General features: G+C 61.4%; 28 protein-coding genes. 14 read left to right on the top strand and 14 right to left on the bottom strand.

Going from position 1 to position 22071, the window contains the following annotated elements; translation table 11 throughout:
* The first annotated feature begins 21 nt into the window (after positions 1 to 21).
* From PYH37_RS19920 to PYH37_RS19910, 3 genes are all read left to right on the top strand, one after another.
* Complete coding sequence (locus tag PYH37_RS19920) at positions 22 to 354, top strand: hypothetical protein (protein WP_280733140.1); 333 nt, start codon at positions 22 to 24, stop codon at positions 352 to 354.
* A gap of 83 nt (positions 355 to 437) precedes the next feature.
* The gene (locus PYH37_RS19915; RefSeq protein ID WP_280736110.1) at positions 438 to 620 is read left to right on the top strand and encodes a hypothetical protein; all 183 of its coding nucleotides are present in this window, start codon (positions 438 to 440) and stop codon (positions 618 to 620) included.
* Positions 621 to 869: 249 nt separating this feature from the next.
* Entirely contained in the window at positions 870 to 1175 is a 306-nt protein-coding gene (locus PYH37_RS19910) for a hypothetical protein (RefSeq protein ID WP_280733139.1), read from the top strand.
* Position 1176: 1 nt separating this feature from the next.
* Here the strand turns inward: PYH37_RS19910 and PYH37_RS19905 are convergent, their stop codons facing one another.
* On the bottom strand, positions 1177 to 2202 hold the full coding sequence (locus PYH37_RS19905) for a GlxA family transcriptional regulator (protein WP_425336105.1): 1026 nt from the start codon (positions 2200 to 2202) through the stop codon (positions 1177 to 1179).
* A 278-nt stretch (positions 2203 to 2480) separates the two neighbouring features.
* Here PYH37_RS19905 and PYH37_RS19900 point away from each other — a divergent pair, with 278 nt between their 5' ends.
* From PYH37_RS19900 to PYH37_RS19890, 3 genes are all read left to right on the top strand, one after another.
* Positions 2481 to 3128 carry an outer membrane protein gene (locus PYH37_RS19900; RefSeq protein ID WP_280733138.1) on the top strand — a complete coding sequence of 216 codons (648 nt, stop codon included), beginning with the start codon at positions 2481 to 2483 and terminating at the stop codon, positions 3126 to 3128.
* Positions 3129 to 3255: 127 nt separating this feature from the next.
* Positions 3256 to 3516: a hypothetical protein gene (locus tag PYH37_RS19895; RefSeq protein WP_280733137.1), complete on the top strand. Its 261-nt coding sequence runs from the start codon at positions 3256 to 3258 to the stop codon at positions 3514 to 3516.
* A gap of 298 nt (positions 3517 to 3814) precedes the next feature.
* On the top strand, positions 3815 to 4060 hold the full coding sequence (locus PYH37_RS19890) for a hypothetical protein (RefSeq protein ID WP_280733136.1): 246 nt from the start codon (positions 3815 to 3817) through the stop codon (positions 4058 to 4060).
* Between the two features lie 95 nt (positions 4061 to 4155).
* On the opposite strand, the gene PYH37_RS19885 is transcribed toward PYH37_RS19890, so the two are convergent.
* Positions 4156 to 4410 carry a hypothetical protein gene (locus tag PYH37_RS19885; RefSeq protein WP_280733135.1) on the bottom strand — a complete coding sequence of 85 codons (255 nt, stop codon included), beginning with the start codon at positions 4408 to 4410 and terminating at the stop codon, positions 4156 to 4158.
* A 229-nt stretch (positions 4411 to 4639) separates the two neighbouring features.
* Here PYH37_RS19885 and PYH37_RS19880 point away from each other — a divergent pair, with 229 nt between their 5' ends.
* Positions 4640 to 5251 (top strand): class I SAM-dependent methyltransferase, encoded by a 612-nt coding sequence (locus tag PYH37_RS19880; protein ID WP_280733134.1) that lies wholly within the window; start codon positions 4640 to 4642, stop codon positions 5249 to 5251.
* A 100-nt stretch (positions 5252 to 5351) separates the two neighbouring features.
* Here PYH37_RS19880 and PYH37_RS19875 read toward each other — a convergent pair whose 3' ends face one another.
* The 9 genes from PYH37_RS19875 to PYH37_RS19835 form a co-directional block, all read right to left on the bottom strand.
* Complete coding sequence (locus PYH37_RS19875; protein ID WP_280733133.1) at positions 5352 to 6095, bottom strand: SCO family protein; 744 nt, start codon at positions 6093 to 6095, stop codon at positions 5352 to 5354.
* The gene (locus PYH37_RS19870; RefSeq protein ID WP_280733132.1) at positions 6092 to 6739 is read right to left on the bottom strand and encodes a TlpA family protein disulfide reductase; all 648 of its coding nucleotides are present in this window, start codon (positions 6737 to 6739) and stop codon (positions 6092 to 6094) included. Before PYH37_RS19870 ends, PYH37_RS19875 begins: the two co-directional genes overlap by 4 nt.
* The gene (locus tag PYH37_RS19865) at positions 6736 to 7176 is read right to left on the bottom strand and encodes a DUF411 domain-containing protein (protein WP_280733131.1); all 441 of its coding nucleotides are present in this window, start codon (positions 7174 to 7176) and stop codon (positions 6736 to 6738) included. The genes PYH37_RS19870 and PYH37_RS19865 overlap by 4 nt, the downstream gene beginning before the upstream one ends.
* Positions 7177 to 7206: 30 nt before the next feature.
* Positions 7207 to 8646 (bottom strand): multicopper oxidase family protein, encoded by a 1440-nt coding sequence (locus tag PYH37_RS19860; protein ID WP_280733130.1) that lies wholly within the window; start codon positions 8644 to 8646, stop codon positions 7207 to 7209.
* 93 nt (positions 8647 to 8739) lie between these two features.
* Positions 8740 to 9006: a hypothetical protein gene (locus PYH37_RS19855; RefSeq protein WP_280733129.1), complete on the bottom strand. Its 267-nt coding sequence runs from the start codon at positions 9004 to 9006 to the stop codon at positions 8740 to 8742.
* A gap of 326 nt (positions 9007 to 9332) precedes the next feature.
* Positions 9333 to 12503: an efflux RND transporter permease subunit gene (locus PYH37_RS19850; RefSeq protein ID WP_280733128.1), complete on the bottom strand. Its 3171-nt coding sequence runs from the start codon at positions 12501 to 12503 to the stop codon at positions 9333 to 9335.
* A complete protein-coding gene (locus PYH37_RS19845; RefSeq protein ID WP_280733127.1) occupies positions 12500 to 13927 on the bottom strand; it encodes an efflux RND transporter periplasmic adaptor subunit in 1428 nt (475 codons plus the stop codon). Before PYH37_RS19845 ends, PYH37_RS19850 begins: the two co-directional genes overlap by 4 nt.
* Entirely contained in the window at positions 13924 to 14322 is a 399-nt protein-coding gene (locus PYH37_RS19840) for a FixH family protein (RefSeq protein WP_280733126.1), read from the bottom strand. The genes PYH37_RS19845 and PYH37_RS19840 overlap by 4 nt, the downstream gene beginning before the upstream one ends.
* Before the next feature lie 112 nt (positions 14323 to 14434).
* Positions 14435 to 14839, bottom strand: a complete 405-nt coding sequence (locus PYH37_RS19835) for a hypothetical protein (protein WP_425336104.1) — start codon at positions 14837 to 14839, stop codon at positions 14435 to 14437.
* Positions 14840 to 15098: 259 nt separating this feature from the next.
* On the opposite strand from PYH37_RS19835, the gene PYH37_RS19830 reads away from it, so the two are divergent.
* Complete coding sequence (locus PYH37_RS19830; RefSeq protein WP_280733124.1) at positions 15099 to 15320, top strand: heavy-metal-associated domain-containing protein; 222 nt, start codon at positions 15099 to 15101, stop codon at positions 15318 to 15320.
* A gap of 98 nt (positions 15321 to 15418) precedes the next feature.
* Here PYH37_RS19830 and PYH37_RS19825 read toward each other — a convergent pair whose 3' ends face one another.
* Complete coding sequence (locus tag PYH37_RS19825) at positions 15419 to 15937, bottom strand: Spy/CpxP family protein refolding chaperone (protein WP_280736108.1); 519 nt, start codon at positions 15935 to 15937, stop codon at positions 15419 to 15421.
* A gap of 58 nt (positions 15938 to 15995) precedes the next feature.
* On the opposite strand from PYH37_RS19825, the gene PYH37_RS19820 reads away from it, so the two are divergent.
* The 3 genes from PYH37_RS19820 (at position 15996) to cueR (ending at position 19757) form a co-directional block, all read left to right on the top strand.
* Positions 15996 to 16562, top strand: coding sequence for a Crp/Fnr family transcriptional regulator (locus tag PYH37_RS19820; protein ID WP_280733123.1), 567 nt, complete (start codon positions 15996 to 15998; stop codon positions 16560 to 16562).
* A 184-nt stretch (positions 16563 to 16746) separates the two neighbouring features.
* Positions 16747 to 19230 carry a heavy metal translocating P-type ATPase gene (locus PYH37_RS19815; RefSeq protein ID WP_280733122.1) on the top strand — a complete coding sequence of 828 codons (2484 nt, stop codon included), beginning with the start codon at positions 16747 to 16749 and terminating at the stop codon, positions 19228 to 19230.
* An 83-nt stretch (positions 19231 to 19313) separates the two neighbouring features.
* Entirely contained in the window at positions 19314 to 19757 is a 444-nt protein-coding gene (gene cueR, locus PYH37_RS19810) for a Cu(I)-responsive transcriptional regulator (RefSeq protein WP_280733121.1), read from the top strand.
* Between the two features lie 4 nt (positions 19758 to 19761).
* Here the strand turns inward: cueR and PYH37_RS19805 are convergent, their stop codons facing one another.
* On the bottom strand, positions 19762 to 20358 hold the full coding sequence (locus PYH37_RS19805) for a TetR/AcrR family transcriptional regulator (protein WP_280733120.1): 597 nt from the start codon (positions 20356 to 20358) through the stop codon (positions 19762 to 19764).
* A 149-nt stretch (positions 20359 to 20507) separates the two neighbouring features.
* Here PYH37_RS19805 and PYH37_RS19800 point away from each other — a divergent pair, with 149 nt between their 5' ends.
* Both PYH37_RS19800 and PYH37_RS19795 read left to right on the top strand, forming a co-directional pair.
* Positions 20508 to 20687 (top strand): hypothetical protein, encoded by a 180-nt coding sequence (locus PYH37_RS19800; RefSeq protein WP_280733119.1) that lies wholly within the window; start codon positions 20508 to 20510, stop codon positions 20685 to 20687.
* Positions 20684 to 21208 (top strand): hypothetical protein, encoded by a 525-nt coding sequence (locus tag PYH37_RS19795; protein WP_280733118.1) that lies wholly within the window; start codon positions 20684 to 20686, stop codon positions 21206 to 21208. Before PYH37_RS19800 ends, PYH37_RS19795 begins: the two co-directional genes overlap by 4 nt.
* Before the next feature lie 64 nt (positions 21209 to 21272).
* On the opposite strand, the gene PYH37_RS19790 is transcribed toward PYH37_RS19795, so the two are convergent.
* On the bottom strand, positions 21273 to 21524 hold the full coding sequence (locus PYH37_RS19790; RefSeq protein WP_342394657.1) for a hypothetical protein: 252 nt from the start codon (positions 21522 to 21524) through the stop codon (positions 21273 to 21275).
* A 95-nt stretch (positions 21525 to 21619) separates the two neighbouring features.
* Between PYH37_RS19790 and PYH37_RS19785 the strand changes: the two genes are divergently transcribed.
* Positions 21620 to 21973: a hypothetical protein gene (locus tag PYH37_RS19785; protein WP_280733117.1), complete on the top strand. Its 354-nt coding sequence runs from the start codon at positions 21620 to 21622 to the stop codon at positions 21971 to 21973.
* Positions 21974 to 22071 lie beyond the last annotated feature (98 nt).

The following is a 22071-nucleotide window of genomic DNA, read 5'->3' as shown; positions in this document are numbered from 1 at the left end:
TTCTTCTTGGAGGGGCAATAAATGAAAGTCCGTTTGATCGTGCTGGCGTCCACGCTGGCAGTAGCGTCCTGCGCCAAGCGTCCTGACGCTATCGTGCCGGTCGATATTCCGATGGCAGCCTACAGCAATCAGAGCTGCGAAGGGTTGGCGCAAGAGCTGCTGAAAGAGCAAAACAATCTCGCGGCCGTTTCAAAGCAACAGAACCAAGCCGCCACAGGAGACGCCGTGGGTGTGTTCCTCGTCGGTGTTCCGATGTCGAGCACGTTTGGAGGCGACAAGGAGGGCCAGGTCGCCGTCTCGAAGGGCAAGGTGAATGCGATCGAATCATCGATCAAGAGCAAGGACTGTAAGTAGCAGCCCTCCTTGCCTTACGCGCCCTGAGGAACCGTACGATGCCCGGCATCGTTCTCCTTCTCGGCCTGAAAAGGAGAACGATCATGTCTACCAAGGACACCAACGCAAAACCAGAACAGGCGAAGCCCGCCGACGTCCATCAACCCGCAGATCGCAAGAAGCATCCGGATGAGGAGTCGATTGCACCTCCGACGGTCCAGCCTCCCGGTGCCAAGGACACGAGCGAGAAACCGAAAGTGAACCCGGTCACTGGTGGGGCAACTTAAGGTCAGTCCTCGTAGTCGACTGCCGCGGATTTAATCGAGTGATTTCGTACTCGCCAGCAGCCGTCTCGCGATCTTCGCTACGGTTGCAACACCGGAGAAGCCACACTGTGGCGCATACACATCGACCGCTTGATTAGATCGAGCATGGCGCGATTCCCCCTTCCGTCCGAATCGGATTCGCTCTCTATCAAGGGGAACCAAGGAAACTATCCGGCAGTTTCCCTGTGAATCGACACGGAGGAGTCCGCCATGTTCACCGCCCTGCTGATCGCCTCGCTCGTGGCACCTTCGAACACCCTGTCCACATCCGCATCGGTGGAGGACCTGCAAACGGATTTCGAGACCGCCGTCGCCTGCCGGCAGATCGACGGACGCAAGGTCTGGAAAGGGGAACTGGCGTATTATATCCAGTCCTATGTCTATGAAGGCGAGGCCGCGGCTTCGGAGGAAGCGGCCGACGCGGTGCTGCCGGAGGACAACTCGGCGGAGACGGTCAAGGAATTCGAAGAGGCCTGTTCGCTCGCTGGTTCCGCCGGTCCGCACGCACGAAAGTGACCTACCTTCGCGACTGAGCACGCATGCCACCACTTTCCGCCGCAGGACTTTCCGCGCGATTGGCGCTTCTCATCTTTAAAGGGCTCGATTGATACTCGCGGCTGTACGCTCGCGAGAAAGCCGAGAGGCTGTCGAAACCGCAACGCAGAGCAATGTCCCGCATGGGAATGCCCGAGTCGCGCACAAGACGGTGCGCAACCTGCAGCCGGAGGCGGAGATAATAGGCGCCGGGGCTGGTCGAAAGCCCTCTTGCGAAAAGCAGTTCGAGCTTGCGCTGGGAAATGGACAGCCGCCGCGCCAAGGCCGCAACCGTCATCGGGCGTTCGAGCGTACGTTCCATCAGCCTTATGGCAGCGGCAAGCTCCGGATCGCGCGCCTCAATGCGTCCGAGCGAAACGAAAGGCTGAATATCGGTCGGGCTGTGCATCTGGTCGTAGACGAAAATGCTGGCGACATCGAGCGCCACCGCCGGCCCCAGCCGCTCGGTGATCAGGTGCAGCATCATATCGAACGTCGGCGAGGCACCGCCGGAGGTCCAATATTTGCCGTCGGTCACGAAACGGTCGCCGAGAACGGTGAGCCCGGGAAACGCCTGGTTGAAATCTTCGAGCTCTTCCCAATGCGCAGTCGCCTTGCGACCGTTGAGCAGACCGGACCGGCCGAGCAGCCAGCAGCCCGATTCGATGCCCGCCACGATGTCGAAATGGCGGGCGCATTCCTGCAGTGTGGCGACGAAACGGTTGCCGACGTGCCTGTGGAGATTGAAGCCGCCGATGACCAGCAGGAGATCACCACCGAGCGGCAGCGAAAACCTGCCATCGACGGCGATTGGAACGCCGCAGGTCAGCATGACCGCCTGCCCGTCGCCGGACAGAAGTCGCCAGCGAAAGACCTGCCGACCGGTCACACGATTTGCTGCGCGCATCGGGTCCAAAACCGAGGCGAGCGACATGATCGACGACTCGGGCAGAACGACCACCACCACCTCAATCGGAGATTGTCTTCCCGCATTTGGCTGCATGCGCATAATGTCAAATTCTCTACGGGCTATGTCAATTCGTAATGCAGCGTTCAGGCATTATCAGAACGTAAATCGATCTCCCTTCGCGCGGCGCATTGCAGCTCCGCGCAGAGACGTTCCCCTTTCCGCGATATTCCGGGACGGGCCGGTTGGGACTAAATCCCACCGGCCCGTTTTTTTGTCGTCTCATTGTAAGAGCAAGTGATTCGCCAAGGCCTTGTTTTCGGCAGACTCGTTTCGCATTAGTTGCTAATCTCCGGGATAGACAACAGGAGGCATCTGTGATGATCAGAAATGTGCTTGTTGCCATCTTCGGCGCGTCGATGCTGGCCGGAGCGTCTCATGCGGCAGACCTTACGGAGACTCCCGAACCTGCTCCGGTCGTCGAAGCGACGCCCACCTTCGTGTGGACGGGCGGGTATGTCGGCCTTCAGGGCGGCGGCGGGTGGCTCAACAGCGACCTTAGCGTTCCGGGCGCAAGCGCTTCGAGAGATCTCAACGGCGGTCTGTTCGGCGCCTTTGCCGGCTACAATTACCAGCAGGGCGATTGGGTCTTCGGTGTCGAAGGCGACGTCAGTTACAACTGGAACGACAAGACCTTTACAGTCTTCGGCGCGAGCACCGAAGTGGGGACAGACGTATCGGGGTCCGTACGCGGACGCGTCGGCTATACATTCAATGAGAACGCCTTGGTTTACGCAACGGGAGGCTGGGCCGTGACGCGCGGCTTCGTCGATGTCGCCGGCGCGTCGGACGAGAAGGAGACCTTCAACGGCTGGACTATCGGGGCCGGTGTCGACTACGCATTCACGAACAGCGTCTTCGGCCGCGCCGAGTATCGTTACAACGACTTCGGCGACAAGAATGTCGGAGACGTCAATGTCGATCTCGATCAGCACCAGTTCACCGTCGGCGTCGGCGTGAAATTCTGAGCACTATCGTCATTTCGATCAGTAACCCCGGCCAGCGCCGGGGTTTTTTATGCAAGGAGACTGCCGTATTTCTATTGCCCGGCGCTGTGGTAGCTTGCTCGAGTGGACACAACGGACGGAATCAACGATGGGAAAGTTTCTCGAGATCCTGGGCGGTATTGTGACAATTGGCACTTTGGCACTGACGGCGACGACGCTAACGCCGTTGGATATCAGAACGCTGCTTACGGTCCTGCCCTGGGCTTTCCCGGCGATCGCCGGCGGGCTTATCCTGGTCGCATTCGGGGCGATGCTCGATCACCTGGCGGCAATCCGCACGGCTTCAGAGCGGCAGGCGGAGATCTTCCAGCAACTCCTCGATCGGCGGGCGCCGTCCAAAAAAGAGTGAGAGAACGCCTATAACGCCGTGCATCGTTTCAGACGGTTCCGATTTAACGAACCATGCAGTGGCCATGCCGCTTGGGCAACCGGCTCGGCGCCTCCACCGCCGCGAGCATCGGCAAGTTCGGCTATATCGTCTCTATATCGAACAAAGGATGGAACCGGGCCGCCCCTCCCGGAGTTCATTTTAGAACTCATGCATAATTCCTTAAATCGGAACCGACTTAAGAACAAAATTATGCAGCAAATCAATGAGCTACAGCGACCTTCGTGCGTTTGGATGGACGCGTGCGGCAGGAGGAGTCATGTTGAAAGTCGTTGCACCAACCATTCACCAAGACAACTCCGAACGCCAGCGTCAATGCCAGCGCGCGATGGAGGAGGAGTTTCAGGCGTTGACCAGTTTGGCCGAGAGCGCGGGTTGGTCGTGGCAGGAGATTGCTCTCGCATTGATGGAATTAACTGAAGAATACGTGATGGTCATGCGTTCCAACGCCGAAAGAGCCGAAGGCGCTCTGGTCGCTCCAACCAATCTGAAAACTTTGCACTGACCCTCGCATGGTGAATCTCCGACGATCTCAGGATCGCGCGAGCTGCCGCGCCGGCAACACCCGGAGTTGGAGCCACTTGAGAACGCTGCAGCCCGCTATTCCGATACGTTAGGCGGCATCCTCCCTCTGTGACGCGTCGGGTTGGTATCATTCTCCGACTCCGTCGGCTTCTCACCGCTTTCCGGCGCTGGACCGCTTCGAGCTGGCGGGTTCTTTGTCTTGTCCGCGTCGACCTTCGATGCTTTGTCGGGCATAGGTTCCGGCTCGACGCCGACCGCGGCCGGGTCGGGCGCATCTGTAGAGATCGGCGGGGTTGTTCGATTGATCGGTGTCTGCTTGATGTCCGGCATGTTGCTTTTCCCTTAGTCTTCTCGTGAACAAATAGCTGTCCGTTGAGATCGTTCCGCATGCCGAGGACATCGTGAAAATGAAAACGGACGGAAGTCGCGTGCGTGCTGGTTTGTAGCAGGCTGAGCCATATTTTCTGTTGCTGGCTTTCAGCTAGCAGCGCAGCTACACTTCGATGTGAAATGGTCGAGCGAGAGCGGCCCGGGAGCCCGCGGCCGCGCGGAGAGGCCCATGGGTTTTTACAGCGACGTCATCCTTCCAAAGCTCTGTGATCTTTCCATGCGCAACGAGCGCCTGCACCCCTATCGCGAGCGTGTGATCGGCGCGGCGGAGGGGCGTGTCCTCGAGATCGGCGTCGGCTCCGGCCTGAACCTGCCGTTCTATCACCCGGCGGTGCGAGAAATTCTGGCGCTCGAGCCTGCCCCATCGCTGCTCGCGATGGCCCGCCGCGTTCCGCATCCGGGAATGCCTGTCAGCTTCATCGAGGCTTCAGCGGAGTCCATTCCGCTCGACGACGGGAGCGTCGATACGGTCGTGACGACATGGACCTTGTGCACGATCCCACAGGCCACCTCGGCGCTTGCGGAAATGCGTCGGGTGCTCAAACCAGAAGGCAAGCTGCTGTTCGTCGAGCACGGGCTATCGCCCGACCGCGGTGTACGGTGGTGGCAGAATCGGCTGACTCCGGTCTGGCGTCGCATCAGCGGCGGCTGTCATCTCAACCGCCCGATCCGGTCGATGATCGAAGGCGAGGGTTTCCGGATCGATCGTATCGAGACCGGCTACATGCCTGGACCGAAGCCGATGACGTTCATGTACGAAGGCAGTGCCCGGCCGAAGTGACGACAGTGCCCAGCTCTGCTTCCGATCGCCGCAGACGCCAGTGCGCATCGGCGATCGCTATCGGGCCCCGGGTCGGAGGGCGAATGGTCTGGCACGCCTACTACCAAGGGAACGATCCCTTGAGCTTGTCCCAGAAACTCGGCTGCGGATGCGGATGCGGCTTCTGGGTCCGGTTTGTCAGCGCATTGACGAAGACGACAAGATTGACGGGTTCGAACTTCAACCCATGAAAGCGGGCCCGAAGGCGGCCGTCCTGATCGATCACGTGGGTGACGATCCCGTGCATCTGCATGCCCTCCTCGCCTTCGGTGAACTTGAGCCCATAGGCTTCGGCGATCTTGCGGGTCGTGTCCTCCGGCTTGTCCGGCGCGGACGTCAGGAAAGCCCAGTTTACAGGATCGAGACCGTGCGCTTCGCCATATTCCTTGAGAACTGAGCCGGTATCGTGCTTCGGGTCCGTAGTGATAGTGACGAATTCGACCATCCCCTTCATCGGCGTCTGGTTAATCATCGCTTGAAGCTCGGCGATCCGTTCCGCGTGAAGCGGACAGACGTCTGGGCAGTTGGTATAGACGAAATTCAGCACGACGACCTTGCCTCGGAGGTCGCCAAGACTGACGACGCGGCCGTTGGCGTCCTGCAGCGTGAAACCCGGCGCTTCGCTGTCGATGGGCTGGAAATACTGTTCCTTGGCGCGAAGGTCCTGGTCTACCCCCTCGAGCGAGTGCGCTCCTGCAGGTGCGGACAACAGCGCGGCGATTGCGAGCATTGCCACTCGCAGGATACTCGGCCACGTCGAAGAAACGACAGCCCGGAGGGCTCCGCTGGAAGCAGGAGCGATCATAGCGCATCTTCCTTGTTCTCGGGTACTGCCGTGCGCTCCCCTTCCCGTTCGATGATCGATTTTAGAAAAGCGACCATGTCTGGAGCGTCCCATTCGGCTGGGCCCATCAGGCGGCCGAGCTCGCGCCCCTCCGCGTCAATCAGTATTGTCGTCGGCAATCCGAGCGCTGCGAGAGCGGAGAGCGCTTGGCCCGAAGTGTCGACGTAAACGGCGAGACGCTGCACCCCGACTTCCGCGTAGAACGTCTTCACTGCCTCCGCTCCCTGTCGGTCGATCGAGAGGGCGACGACCTCGAAGTCGTGACCGCCGAGCGCGGCATCCAGCCGATCGAGGGTTGGCATCTCCTTGCGGCACGGTAGACACCAGGTTGCCCAGACGTTGAGCAGCACGATCTTGCCGCGGAAATCCGCGAGCGTACGCGGCCGCCCTTCGCCATCGGTGAACTGGACTTCTGGGACGGGCTTCGGGGCATCGTTCAGCACAAAGCTCTTCGGGGGAGACTCAAGCGCAGGGCCTGCGGGGGCGCGGAGCGTAAGTATACCCGCAAGCCCAACGAAGCCCACGACCGCCATCAGAAGCAGCAGCCGGCGGCGCGGGACGAACGCTTTGGATGGGCGTCCTATGTCGATGTCCGGCTTACTCATTCCGTCGCGTAAACCTCCGGTGCTTTGCCGTCCTTGGGCACGGTGTAGATCACGAATTTCTCGGCCTTGGTGCCGACCATGCCCGGCGAGCCCATCGGCATTCCCGGTAAGGTGATACCGGCGATCGGCGGCTTCTCCTTGAGAAGCTTGCGGACGACGTTCACCGGGACATGCCCGTCGATCACGTAGCCGTCGATGAACATCGTGTGGCAGCCCTCCATTCCTTCCGGAACGCCCGCCTTGTGGCTGATCTCGAGAAGGTCGTTGGTCGGCTTCACCTCGACCGCGAAGCCGTTTTCGCGGAGGTAGGCGGCATAACCCTCACAGCAGCCGCATTGCGGGTTCTTGTAGAGCGTCGCCTGCAGCGGATCAGCGAGCGCCGGCGTGGCGAAGGCGATGAGAGCGGCGAGGCTCGCGAAGCGGATTGTGCGGCTCATTTCGGTTCTCCTTGAGTAAGTCTGTTTGTCTCAGGTGACGCTGAGCACGGTCATCATGCCGGCCATCTGGTGATCTATGACATGGCAGTGCAGCATCCAGTCGCCGGGATTGTCCGCGACGAAGGCGACTTCGATGACGTCCTTCGGTGCCATCAGCACCGTGTCCTGCCACTGGCGATGCGGAACGCGCTTGCCGTTGCGGCTCAGCACCCGCAGGCTGTGCCCGTGGAAATGCATCGGGTGCCACCAAGCGGTCTCGTTGCGCAGCACCAGCACCACGCTGCGGCCCCGCTCGAATGTAAGTGCCGGCTCCATGCCTGCATGGCCGTCGCCGGTCATCGACAGACCGTTCATCGCCCAGACAGCGCCATGGCCCATGCCCATCATGCCGCCGCGCATCATCCCGTTCATGCCTGACATTCCGGCCATGCTCATCATCCCACCCTGCAGGGTCAGCGTGTGGCGCGCGGCGGAGGCGAGGTCCGGCTCGGGAAGCGGATTGCGGGGCAATTCGAGGGACGCGTCGAGAGCGTGCCGGCGCACCGTCCCCTGATCGTAGGCAAGCTGCGTCACCCGATAGGAGAGGCCGTTATAGAAGTCGTCGATCACATCGTAGCGCTCTCCGGGTTCCCCCTGCAGATCGAACACGAGGTCAACCCGCATGGCCGGGCCGAGAAGGATTCGGCCTGCCGCTGGCTCGTGCGGGTCGCAGGGCTGGCCGTCAATCGCGATGACAACCGGCCGATGTCCTGGGAAACGCAACGCCATGATCCGGGCGAGCGATGCGTTGACGAGGCGCAGGCGGACGCGCTCGCCAGCCCGGAAGGGCTCCGCCTCCGAAACCCGGCCGTTGAGCGTTACCGTGTTGCCGACGCGGCCGGACATCGCCGCTTCCATCCGGTTGCCGAAGCCCGAGGCGATCCGGCCCTCGTCGGTCAATCGCCAGTCTGAAAACAGCCAGAGAAGATCACGATCGACGGCGACGGGCTCGCGCTCCTCGACTATCACGGCTCCGGCGAGACCACGGCCGAGCTGTTCCAGGCTGTTGGCGTGCGGGTGATACCAGAAGGTTCCCGCGTCTGGCGGGGTGAATTCGTAGACGAAGCTCTCCCCCGGCTTGATCGGCGATTGCGTCAATCCCGGCACCCCGTCCATGGTATTGGAAAGCCTGATGCCGTGCCAGTGAACCGTCGTCTCCTGGTCAAGACGGTTTTCGACCAGAAGGCGAACGGGCTTTCCCTGGCGGAGGCGCACGAGCGAACCGGGCACGGTTCCGTTGTAGGCCCAGACATCCGTCTCGGTCTGATCCGCACCCGCAAGTCGCGCGCGGGTGGGCGCGGCGACGATCCGGTAACCGTCGGAGGAAATAGCCCGTGCCGGAAACGGCGGCAGTGCAGCCGACAGCAGAAGGCCTCCGCCAGCCTGGAGCAGACCCCGGCGCGATACAACGCGGTTGGATACTCTCTTCACATTCGATCCTTCCAATCATCGTGGTGGCGGAACGCATGGGCCTTCAATGCGCACGCGTTCGCTCGCCCGTCGCTGGTTCGCGACAGCCGAAAATCAGCCGATGTCGGAGGTTCGTGGCGGACCGGGGTCGGGAGGCAAGACTCTGCCAAGGAGGAGCGGGTCGCGGGAGACGGCTGAAGCCGAGTTTTCCCCGACCGGCACGAGCACCGCCGCTGGCAGCGGCGCCACGACGGCCGCGGCGCAGACGTTGCCGCAGGCCATGGCCTTCATTCCGCTGTCGCCGGGCTGGTCGGGGCAACCCTGGCAGTCGCCATGATCCGACATTGTCATATCGGACATGGTGGCCATTTTGGCTGCCATGCCGCTCGCTTGGGCAACCGACAAACCCATCCCCGCGGCAACGAAAACCGCGAGGAGCAAAAGGACAAGCTGTCGGACCGACCAGTGCTTCATGACACCAGAGAGAATCGCGCCGAATCTCCGCAAATACAAGCCATGATGCGCCCTTCCGGAGGACCCAACGTCAACATTGCGTTATGCGACGCGCGGAGACTTCAGCGGAAGAACAGATACTTGATCAGGGCCGAGATCACGAGCACGATCATGAGCAGCGCGATAATGCCGATGCCCCCCATGCCCCACATCATGCCGCTGCCCATCATGTCGTTCATCATGGCTATCTCCCTTCATTCAGCCGCCTCCATCAGGGCTGCTGGCTCAGCCTCCGCCGAGAAATGACCGGCGCGTGCCGGCAGCCGCCAGCCCTTGACGAGCCCGTAGATCGCCGGGATCACGGCGAGCGTGAGCACGGTCGACGAGATCATGCCGCCGATCATCGGCACGGCGATGCGCTGCATGATTTCCGATCCGGTCCCCGTGCTCCAGAGGATCGGCACGAGCCCGGCGATGATCGCGACCACCGTCATCATCTTCGGCCGCACCCGCTCGACCGCTCCGACCATAATCGATTCATGGAGGTCGTCCCTCGTGAACGCGCGCTTTTCCGCCACGCACAAGGCACGCCGTTCCCTAAGCGCCTGGTCGAGGTAAATCAGCATGATCACGCCCGTCTCGGCAGCGACACCGGCGAGCGCGATGAAACCCACGACCACCGCCACAGAGGCGTTGAAGCCCAGCCACCACATCAGCCAGATGCCGCCAACGAGCGCAAAGGGAAGCGACAGCATGACGATCAGTGTTTCCGTCAACGCCTTGAAGTTCAGATAGAGCAGCAGGAAGATTAAGGCGAGCGTCAGCGGCACGACGATCGCCAGACGAGCCTTCGCCCGCTCCAGGTATTCGTACTGGCCGCTCCAAGCGACCGAGTAGCCGGGCGGCAGCGAAACGCTGCTGGCGACGGCTTCTCGCGCCTCCGCGACATATCCGCCGATATCGCGATCGGCGATGTCGACGAAGATGTAGACGGCAAGCTGGCCATTCTCGGTCCGGATCGTCGTGGCACCGCGTGCCAGCTTCACGTCGGCGACCGCACCCAGGGGGACCGAGCCGCCGCCCGGCAGCGCGACATTGACCTCGCGGGCGATCGATTGCGGATCGCTTCTGAACGCGCGTGGATAGCGGATGGCCACGCCGTAGCGCTCGCGTCCCTCGACCGTCGAGGTGACCACCTCTGAACCGAGCGCCATGCCGATCACGTCCTGGACATCGTCGACGCTGAGCCCGTAACGCCCGAGCGCTATCCGGTCCGGGACGATGTCGAGATAGTAGCCGCCGATCACGCGCTCGGCATAAGCGCTGGAGGTGCCCGGGATCGTCTTCAGCACGGCCTCGATGTCGCGGGCGATCCGCTCCATTTCCTTGAGGTCGGTCCCGTAGACCTTGACGCCGACGGGCGTGCGGATGCCCGTCGACAGCATGTCTATGCGGGCACGGATCGGCATGGTCCAGGCGTTGGAAACGCCGGGAAATTGAAGCGCCGCATCCATCTCCTGCTTGAGGCTGTCGATGGTCACGCCCGGCCGCCATCCGGACTTCGGCTTCAGCGTGATAATCGTCTCGAACATCTCCGTCGGCGCGGGATCGGTGGCGGTGAGTGCCCTTCCCGCCTTGCCGAAGACCGTCTCGACCTCCGGGAAGGACTTGATGATCCGGTCCTGCATCTGCATCAGCTCGGCCGCCTTCGTCACCGACAGGCCGGGCAAGGTCGTCGGCATGTACATGAGCGTGCCTTCGTTGAGGCTCGGCATGAACTCGCTGCCGATCTGGCGGGCCGGCCAGATCGCCACGGCGAGCGCCGCTACCGCCAGCAAGATCGTGATCGTCTTCGCCTGGAGCACTCCGGCGATGACCGGTCGGTAGATCCAGATCAGGAAGCGATTGAGCGGATTTTTGTGCTCGGGGACGATCCGGCCGCGCACGAACACGACCATCAGCGCCGGCACCAGCGTTACCGACAGCAAGGCGGCCGCCGCCATGGCGAAGGTCTTGGTGAAGGCGAGCGGTCCGAACAGACGCCCCTCCTGTGATTCCAGCGTGAAGATCGGCAGAAACGATACGGTGATGATCAGCAGGCTGAAGAAGAGCGCAGGCCCGACCTCGCCCGCTGCCTTGATCAGGACCTCGGTGCGAGACTTGTCAGGCGGCGCGCGTTCCAGATGCTTGTGGGCGTTCTCGATCATAACGATTGCCGCATCGATCATCGCCCCGATGGCGATGGCGATGCCGCCAAGGCTCATGATGTTGGCTCCGATGCCCAGCGCACGCATGGCAGCGAAGGAAATCAGAATGCCGATCGGAAGCATGATGATGGCGACGAGCGCGCTGCGGACATGCAGCAGGAAGGCGATCGTCACCAGGGCGACGATGACGGACTCTTCTATCAGCGTGCCCTTGAGCGTCTCGATGGCGGCCTCGATCAGTTCCGAGCGGTCATAGACCGGCAGGACTTCCGTGCCGGCGGGCAGGCTATCCCCGATCGCAGCCAGGCTCTTCTTGGCGCTGTCGATTACGTTTAGAGCGTTTTCCCCGACCCGCTGGAGCACGATGCCGCCCGCGACCTCCCCTTCTCCATTCAGTTCGGTGATACCGCGGCGCTCGTCGGGAACCGCCTCCACCCGCGCGACGTCGCCGAGACGGAGGGGAGTCCCACCCCCGGTCATCAGGACGATGTTCTCGATGTCCTTTATGCCCTCCAGATAGCCGCGGCCCCGCACCATGAATTCGAACTCGGAGATTTCGACCGTCCGCCCGCCGACATCCCGGTTGCTGGCCCGGACCGCGTCGGCGATCTGCTTCAGCGTCACGTTCTGTGCCTTCAGTCGGGTGGGGTCCACCACGATTGAATACTGTTTGACGAAGCCGCCGACGCTCGCGACCTCGGCCACGCCCTCCGACTTGGAAACGGCGAAACGGACAATCCAGTCCTGCAGCGAGCGGATTTCGGCGAGCGAGAGTTCCTTCGCGACAAGGGCATACTGGTAGACCCAGCCCACACCAGTGGCGTCCGGGCCGAGGCTCGGGGATACTCCCTCCGGCAGCCGGCTCGACGCGGCATTCAGGTATTCGAGCACCCGGCTCCGTGCCCAGTAGGGATCGGTACCGTCTTCGAAGATGACGTAGACGAATGAGACCCCGAAGAACGAGAAGCCGCGGACGACCCTTGATCGCGGTACCGTCAGCATCGACGTCGTCAACGGATAGGTCACCTGGTCCTCGACCACCTGCGGGGCCTGCCCCGGATAGTCGGTGAAGACGATGACCTGCACGTCCGACAGGTCCGGGATGGCATCGAGAGGAAGCGTGCGCAGGGAATAGACGCCCGCAGCGATCGAGAGTGCGGCTCCAACGACGATCAGGACGAGGTTGCGGGCAGACCAGGCGATAACGTTCGAGATCATGGCTGCGCCTCGCTCGCGGTCAGCGCATTCAGCGCCGCGTTGAGGTTGCTTTCGGCGTCGAGCAGAAAGTTCGCCGAGACCACGATCTTCTCGCCGGCTTCGATCCCCTTCGTGATCTCCGTCCGGTCATCGCCGCGCGCTCCGAGAGCAACGTCGCGCGGTTCGAAACGGCCTTCGCCCTTGTCAACGAACACAATCTGGCGGTCGCCAGTATCGATCACCGCGCTGTTCGGCACGGCGACGACGGGAGCCGGGTCGCCCGAAGCGACCTCGACCTCGACGTACATGTTGGCAAGAAACAGTCCCTCCGCGTTGGGAAGCTCGATCCGCACTCTGGTCGTCCGGGTCTGCGCCTGGATCTCGGGATAGATCAGGTCGACTGTGGCCTTAAAGGGCCTGCCGGGGAGGTTTCGCACCCTGACGGTTGCGGCAGCGCCTTTCCGGATGGCCGCGGCGTCGTATTCGGGGACGTCCGCGATCACCCATATTCTCGAGGTGTCGGCGATACGGAAGAGGACATCGCCTGCTTCCGCCATCATGCCGGTGGTCGCGTTGCGTTCGAGGACGACGCCGTCGCTCGGCGAGAGGTAGGGGACGCTCTTTGGTACCGCCCGGTCCTTTGCCATTGCCCTGATCGTCTCTTCCGGTACACCGAGATTGCGCAGTTGCAGCGCGCCGCCGACGTCGAGGCCCGGCTTGCCGCCGGCGCGCAGCTCGGTGGCGTATTCCGCTCCGGCTTTGGCGATCTCCTTCGAATAGAAATGGAAGAGGCCGCCCCCCTTCCTCACCCGATCGCCGGTCGTGACGTCGGCGACGCCTTCGATGAAGGCGTCGGCCCGCATCGAGACGATCCGCACCAACCGCTCGTCAAATGCGATCGTGCCGGGCACGCGAACCTTGCGGGCGACAACGGTTCGCTCCGCCGTGGCCGTCTTCACCCCGGTCCGCTGTAGCTTGCCCAAGGATACCTTGACCACGGAACCGTCTGCTTCATTGCCCTCGTAGACCGGGATGTAGTCCATGCCCATCGAGTCCTTCTTCGGCACCTTCGAGGTGTCCGGCAGGCCCATGGGATTGCGATAATAGAGTATCTTCCGCTCGCCCGTGGCCGGAGCGGCTTGCGCCTCCTCGGAGGCTGGCTTCACGGGCTCGAAGCTGACGTCCTCGCTTTGCCGCACGGCGACGAAGGCACGCCCGTCCGGAGTCTCCCTCGGCGTCGCCGAATACTCCGGCGTTCCGTCCGGGTGGCGGTAGTAGATGACCTTGCCCGTTGGCATCGGCGCAGGCGGAACGGTCTCCCCGAGCGCCCGCCCGGAGAAAAGCTGGTCGAAATTGGTGGCGAGGCCGCGCGTGCCGGCCACGTAGCCTCCCCCGCCAGCGACGGCGAGGGAGCTGACGAGGAACAGGAACTTGAACGTCTTCACGGCTTCGCCTGCAAAACGAGTTCGCCCTGCACCGTATCGGTCTCGCCCTGGACCTTGGCCGCCAGCTTGAAGCGCCAGCCGCCCCCCATGCTGAGGTTCGTCTTGAAGACGTAGACGCCGGGTTCAGTCGACGGCATGGCCTCGACCGAGGTGGTCATCGCCTCCATGCCTTCCGGTGCCATATCCAGCCGTGTGGTGAAGATCACGGCATCCGGCACGGTTCTTTCCGTTCTCTTGTCGATCAGGCGGACGGCGACGGTCGCTTCCGGTCCCTGGGCGATCTCGGGCTGAATGAGTCGGAACTCATAATCCGTGGCGGCCGCGAAGGATGTGACTGTTGAGGCCAGAAAGATGGCCGAACCGAGAATTCGTCTGTTGAAAAAATAGCTTGTCATGCAAATCTCACCCAGGACGCGCACTTCGAGCCACGCCCTTGAAAAATAAGGATGGTCGGACACGCCCGCTGCAGTTCGGGCAGAACGCGTCCTCGCGAATCAAAGGGTGAGATCAGGCTTTGGGAGGTCGTGCAGGCGGCTGGACGATCGCCGACGGCATATGGCTTTCTTGGAGGATAGCTTGCGCCAGGCCGCGCGACATGAGCTCGACGCGCCAGCCGTCTGCCTTGTCCTCATGAGCCAGAATGATCGAGGTGCATATCAGTGCGAAAGGGCAGCCATGTCCGCAGTCGCTCTTCTGCGCCGGTTGTTCCTCCGGGCAGCAGGACATGTCGTCGGGACCGTCCATGCCCGGCATCACTTCCATCTGCATGTCGGATGAAAGCGCCATCGCGCTCGCGGCCGAGCTCACGCTCACCGGACCGAGCACGATCGCGAGCAACGCCAACAGATACAGGAAGCGCCGGAGCGCGACGACAACGAACATGCGCATATGCTGGCATAGGGCGGCGTTCATTGGAAGACGGTCACGGAAAGTTGCGACGGACGGCCGCACTCGTCCACTGCGTCGCCACCGGTTAAGATCACGAAACGTAATCGACTCCAGTGGGTTAGAGCGTGGTGCGGACGGCAAATCGCGCACACTTTTCCTCATCCGGCACTATGATCACCACCACAGGCCCTGATATCAACAACAAAATTTCGCATGAAGTTCTTGACCCTGCCATCGTTGGAAGCTCCACATTCAGCCAAGTCAAATCAACTGGAGATTTCCAATGTATCATCTCAACGTACCCGACATGACTTGCGGGCACTGCGTCAGCGCGGTGGAAAAGGCAGTAAAAGCAGTCGATCCTAATGCGAAGGTCGCCGTCAATCTTGAGGCGAAAACCGCGTCCATCGACTCTGAGGTCGGCGCCGATGCGTTCATTGCCGCGATTGAAGACGCCGGTTACCAGGCGTCATTCAGGACGTCCTGCTGCAGCCACGTCGCCTGACGTCGGATTGACCTCAACAGCATAAACACGCGCCGCCAAAACAGCGCGTGTTATGGGACAAAATTCAACGTCGAACGAGCTGCTTTTTGAGACCGTACTCAGCGCCTGTATCCGCGCAGTTCGTTGTACCGCTTGACCTGATCCTCGTTTAGAATCCGCATCATCTGCAGATGGGCAACCAGATGAATGTATCGAAGGGTCGCCCGGCTCGCTTCAATCTGGCGAAGTCGCGCTCGAAGGCTGTCCTCGTCGATTGAACGTTCCCGGAAGTCGGCCTCTAACGCCATCTCCGCTGCAATCAACCGTTTCCCCTCGCCGGCGGCGTCGTCTCGCATCTTTGCGAAAATGCGCTGCGTCGAGGCCTCCTGGTCCGTGGTCAAGTCAAGCTCACGCTTCATCTTCAGAACATGCGAGGGTCCCGGCATGCCGTTCAGCTCGGCCGCCTTCGCCAATCCCCACCCTCCTCCTTTTTCGAGTTCAGAGACATCCTCCGCCGACAGGCTTTTGATTTCGCGGAGCTCCTGTCCGACATAGGGCGAAGCGTGGACGTGTTCTCCCTCCGCTATAGCGGGCAAGGGCAGAAGCGCGGCAAGGAGCGCGAGCAACAGCGGTTTCATGGGACACCGGATGACTGTTTCGAGAGCGTGACCTTGCCAACCAATGATTATCGTGGACATGATAGCTATCATGTCGGAGCAAATTATCGCCTACCTTCTGCCGCGGGCCGTCACGCACAGGTCATTTGAAAAGAACGAGCACCTATTCCACCGAGGTGATCCGGTGCGCACCATGTTCGTCGTGACCGATGGATGCGCGAACCTCATCCGCTATCAGGAAGACGGGAGCCCCGCTGTCTTGCAACGCTCGACGCCGGGCACGGTTTTGGCCGAGGCCTCTTTGTTTTCGGAGCATTACCACTGTGATGCCGTCGCCGCGACAGCGACGGAAGTCATGGCGGTCCCGGTGAGCGAAATTCGGCGGCTCCTGAACCAGGACCATGTCTTTGCCTTGGAGTGGGCAAGGCACCTTTCGCGGGAGCTGCAGAGCGCAAGGAAGCGTGCCGAGATCATATCCTTGCGAACGGTCGGAGCCCGTCTGGACGCTTGGCTGACGTGGAACGATGGTGATCTCCCGCCAAAGGGCGAATGGCGAAGGCTGGCAGAAGAAATAGGTGTGTCGCCGGAAGCACTATACCGGGAGATTTCCAAACGCCGTGGCTTAGTTCGGCTGCGGGACCCATAACTTGCGTCAGGTATCGCATCCCTGCCATATCCGTTTTGGGGCTGCGATCCTGTGGGAAGTTCACGTTTCACGCCAGGCAGCGGGCCCTTTTCACGATACGCTCAAAAATCTGTTGAAGCCTTCTTGACCTTACCATTGTTGGAAGGATTATCTGATAGTGCAGTTGTAAAATGGGATTGCTCCGATGACTGCATTGTCACAAATCGAAAAGGCCACCTCCGTTCCTGTCTCGGCGAACTTTGATATCGAAGGCATGACGTGTGCCTCCTGCGTCAGGCGCGTGGAAAAGGCCATCACGGCGGTGCCCGGTGTCGCCTCGGCAAACGTCAACCTGGCGACCGAGCGAGCGACGGTACAGTTCACGGGAGAGCCCGATGCCGAAGGCGTTCTTCGCGCCATCGAGAAGGCGGGCTACGAACCGAAGATCGTCACCCAGGAATTCGGCGTCGAAGGCATGACCTGCGCCTCCTGCGTTTCTCGCGTGGAAAAGGCGCTGAAGGCCGTGCCGGGTGTCACGGAAGCCTCCGTCAACCTGGCAACGGAAAAGGCGACCGTTCGCCTGATCTCCGGATTGGACAACGTCATTGCACTCAAAGCTGCGGTCAGAGGTGCCGGCTACGAGGTCCGCAAGGCGACCGCTGCCGAAGCACGCGAGGAGGTCGAGGATCATCGCGCGGTCGAAATCAGAACGCTGAAGATGCTGCTGATGTTCGCGGCGCTGCTGACCCTGCCCCTCTTCCTGCTCGAGATGGGTTCTCACTTCATTCCCGGTGTCCATGAGCTGATCATGGGCACCGTCGGGATGCGCAACAACCTCTATCTGCAGTTCGCGCTCGCCACTATTGTCCTGTTCGGGCCTGGCCTGCGGTTCTTCCAGAAGGGCGTGCCGAACCTCCTGCGCTGGACGCCGGACATGAATTCGCTTGTCGTACTCGGTACCACAGCAGCGTGGGGCTATTCGGTCGTTGCGACATTCGCTCCCGCCTTGCTGCCTTCCGGCACAGTGAACGTCTATTACGAAGCCGCCGCCGTCATCGTCACGCTGATCCTGCTCGGCCGCTACCTGGAAGCCAGGGCAAAAGGGCGAACCAGCCAGGCCATCAGGCGGCTTGTGGGGCTGCAGGCGAAAGCCGCTTTCGTTTCCCGCGGCGGTGAATTCATCGAGATTCAGATCGATGACGTTGTCGTCGGCGACATCATCCGGATCAGACCAGGCGAGAAGATCCCCGTCGATGGGAGCGTCCTTGATGGCAGATCCTATGTCGATGAATCGATGATCACCGGGGAGCCCCTGCCCGTCCAGAAGGCCGCCGGGAGCGAGGTCGTCGGCGGCACGATCAACAAGAACGGCTCCTTCACCTTCGAAGCGACGAAGGTCGGCAGCGAGACGCTGCTCGCTCAGATCATCAAGATGGTCGAGGCCGCGCAGGGCTCGAAGCTGCCGATCCAGGCACTGGTCGACAAGGTCACCGGCTGGTTCGTTCCCGCCGTGATCCTCGCAGCCGTCGTGACCTTTGCTGCGTGGTACGTCTTCGGCCCCTCACCCGCGCTGACATTCGCGCTCGTCAACGCCGTCGCCGTTCTGATCATCGCCTGCCCCTGCGCCATGGGGCTGGCAACACCGACCTCGATCATGGTCGGCACCGGTCGCGCGGCCGAACTCGGCATTCTCTTCCGCAAGGGCGAGGCTCTGCAAAGCCTGCGTGAGGCCGACGTCGTCGCTCTCGACAAGACCGGAACCTTGACGAAGGGACGACCGGAACTGACCGATATCATCGTCGCCGAAGGATTCGACGCCGACCTCGTCCTGGCACGAATCGCAAGCATCGAAGCCTTTTCCGAGCATCCGATCGCAGAAGCGATAGTTTCGGCGGCCAGGGCAAAGAATCTCGGCCTGACCGTTGTCACGAACTTCGAGGCAACGCCCGGGTTCGGCGTCCGTGGCATGGTGGACGGATCGGACGTCCTTGTCGGAGCGGATCGCGCGCTGCTAAGGGACGGGATCGACGTATCCGCCTTCGCCAACGAAGCGGAACTGCTCGGAAACAGCGGAAAGTCGCCGCTCTATGCCGCGATCGACGGCCGGCTCGCGGCGATCATCGCCGTCTCGGATCCCGTCAAGGATACCACGCCGCAAGCAGTCAAGGCCCTGCACGATCTCGGGTTGAAGGTGGCGATGATTACCGGCGACAACCGTCGCACTGCCGACGCCATAGCACGGCAGCTCGGGATCGACGAAGTCGTCGCTGAGGTCCTGCCGGACGGCAAGGTCGATGCAGTCAAGAGGCTCCGGCACGGCGGACGCAAGGTCGCCTTCATAGGCGACGGCATCAACGACGCCCCGGCACTCAGCGAAGCCGACGTCGGCATCGCCGTCGGCACGGGCACCGACATCGCGATCGAGAGCGCCGATGTCGTGCTCATGTCCGGGGACTTGAACGGCGTTCCGAAAGCGATCGCCCTTAGCAAGACAACGATCAGGAACATAAAGCAGAACCTGTTCTGGGCGTTCGCCTACAACGTCAGCCTCGTTCCCGTCGCGGCTGGCGTGCTCTACCCGCTGAACGGCATGCTGCTCTCGCCGATATTCGCGGCGGCGGCGATGGCGATGTCGAGCGTCTTCGTTCTCGGCAACGCCCTGCGGCTGCGGTCTGTCAACCCTGCCTGAGAGCGATCGAGCGGGATGAGCAAAAAGTATGCGCGTGCCACATCCCGCTCTAACTTATGAGAATCGAGTGAAAGGAGGAACACATGAACATAGGCCAAGCCTCGAAGGCGAGCGGCGTCTCCTCGAAAATGATCCGCTACTACGAGCAGATCGGTTTGATCAGTCCGGCTCATCGGACCGAATCCAGCTATCGCACCTATGCCGACAACGATATTCACACCCTCCGGTTCGTCCGCCGCGCCCGCGATCTCGGATTTTCGGTGGAGCAGATGAAAGAGTTGCTGGCTCTTTGGCGCGACCGATCCAGAGCCAGTTCGGACGTGAAGGCCATTGCGCTGGAGCACATTGCGGAACTGGAACGCAAGGCGGCCGCCATCCAGGAGATGACCAAGACCCTCAAATATCTCGTGAACCATTGCCACGGCGATGATCGACCGGATTGCCCGATTATTGAGGAGATCGCGAATCCGTCGGGTGGCAAGGGTCCGGGGATCAATGCACTGTTTGGAGTAGCCGCCTTGAAATGAGGATTTACGATTTCCGAGGTTCGAGGCCTGTTGTCACGCCCTTCATCGCGAGCCGGCGGAAGATTGCATCGATCCGCTCGGGTGGCAACTTCGCTCCTCCGTCGAGCCACCAGGTGAGCACCGCCATATAGGCACCGACGACATATTGGACGACGAGCTCATGTGGGATGGCCTCGGAAGAGGCCTCATTCATCCTTACCGCCAGTTCTTCACGCACCAGGTCGGACAGGATCTGCCGGATCGTGCCGAGAGCGACCGCGCCGCCGCGCCCGCCGGCCAACGCCCGATAGAGTTCGATATGGTCACCGGCGTGCTCGAACATGGCGAGGCTGAAGTCGAAAATGCCGTGCCGTCTGCCTGCCTGTCTTGAAATGGTTTTGTCCGTGAGTTCTCTGCGCAAGCTGTCCAGGCCGCTCCGCTTCAAATTGTCCTTGCTCGTATAGTGGAGATAGAAGGTGGAACGACCGACATTGGCCGCCTGACAGATGTCCTCGACAGTGATCGACTCATAGCTCTTCTCCAGAATGAGCGAAATCAGCGCGCGGTGCAGCGATTTCCTCGTCCGGGCGACACGGCGGTCAATTCGGCGCGTTTCCATCATTGTTTCCGGTCAAAATCGCGACATTGTCCAGAATCATGCTTTCCCGCTTGCTGCCGTTCACAGGCAGCCCATTTTATCCGGTATCAGAGACGGTGTTCAATTACGCGGGGCCTGATTGGCCGAAACCTAGCAGCGGGAGACGAAAGTGGATGGCGGATAGGGACGACTATCCCGGCATGCCGCGCTGGGTGAAAATCTCCGGGATTGTCTTCGCCGTGATGATATTGCTGGCGGCGATTGTGATTGCCTTTGACATTGGCGGTCCCCACGGATCGGGTCGCCACCTGTCGCCTAATGGCGAAATGCCGCCCGCAGGTGACCGCCCATGACGATGCCTCCTGCCCTCCGCAAGTTCATCCTCGTCGTCCACATCATCTCCTCGGTGAGTTCACTCGGCGCGGTAGCGTGCTTCCTTGCGCTCGGCCTGATCGGGCTTGGTAGCGCGGATGCTCAAACGGCGCGAAGCCCGTATGTCGCGATGGACGCCGTTGCACGGCTCGTCATAGTCCCCCTGGTTTTCGCGTCGTTTCTTACCGGGTTAGTCCAGGCGCTCGGGACCACGTGGGGCCTGTTCCGATATTACTGGGTGCTCGCGAAATTCCTCCTGACACTCCTCACCGCTATCGTCCTGCTGCTCCAAATGGACGGAATAACCTATGTCGCGGCAGCCGCCGTCGAGGCGGCGTTGTCGAACGTCGATCTTCTCGATCTGAGACACTCACTCGTGGTCCACGCCGCTGGCGGCCTTGTTGTGCTGCTACTGACGACGGTGCTCTCGGTCTATAAGCCGCGCGGCATGACCCGATATGGTTGGCGCAAACATCAGAACCAGCGCGGGAACCGGGTATAGCGAGGTCAGTTCCACGGCCGCCCACCCATTGCTGCTTCTGGGAGGCCGTTGAACAGGCCGTCGGCTACTCGGTCTCGATGCGAAACCTCGCGTGACACGAGATACAAGTTTGCAGCATCAGGTGAAAAGCGTGCTCCGCGGACATCGCCGCGGCATCCCTCGCATCGATTGTCTTTGCGAGCGGACCGCCCATCATGGCATCGCCGCCTCGCATGCGCATTCCAGGGCCGAGGGCCTCCGGATTGCGATCGGCCGCCGTTGAGGCTACCGCGAGTGCGAGCATGGCCGTTTGCGTCACCTTACCGTTTACGGGCATTCGTTCCCGCCCGTCATTTCCATTTTAAAGTCAACGCGAGCCTTGCAACCGCTAGACACTGTGCTTGAATAGCGGGGCAAGTATCGAGCGAGATCATGATCGCCGTCAGCCAAACCATTCGAAGCCGCGCGAGAGAATTGCTGGTCGTTTTGGTCGCAATTATGTTTCTTTTCGCGCCGATGGCTCTGGCTACTTCCGTGCAATGCGACAGTCCTTCCATCGAACATGCTGAAACGCAAGACAACCTAGGGCACCAGAACGATTTCCAGCCCGCCGATCAAGTGTCGTGCTGTAAGAGCGTGTGCAGCGTGTGCAATGCGGCCCTTACAGGCGAATACCTCATTGCGTTCCTTCCGCACTCCGGCGACCAACAGCATCCTGGTCCGCAAACGTCGATCGCGGGCGGCACCTCCAGGCCTCTTCTCGGTCCTCCTCGAACTTTTGTGTGACAGAGTGCCGAACGAAGTCGCGTCCTCTCCTTGCCGGCGGACGCCAAGGCCGCTCACCTGCTGCATGTTTCCTTAAATCGGAGCCGATTTAAGGATAA

This window comes from Sinorhizobium numidicum, assembly GCF_029892045.1.
Lineage (GTDB): Bacteria > Pseudomonadota > Alphaproteobacteria > Rhizobiales > Rhizobiaceae > Sinorhizobium > Sinorhizobium numidicum.
This window is presented reverse-complemented; position numbering and strand designations above follow the sequence as displayed.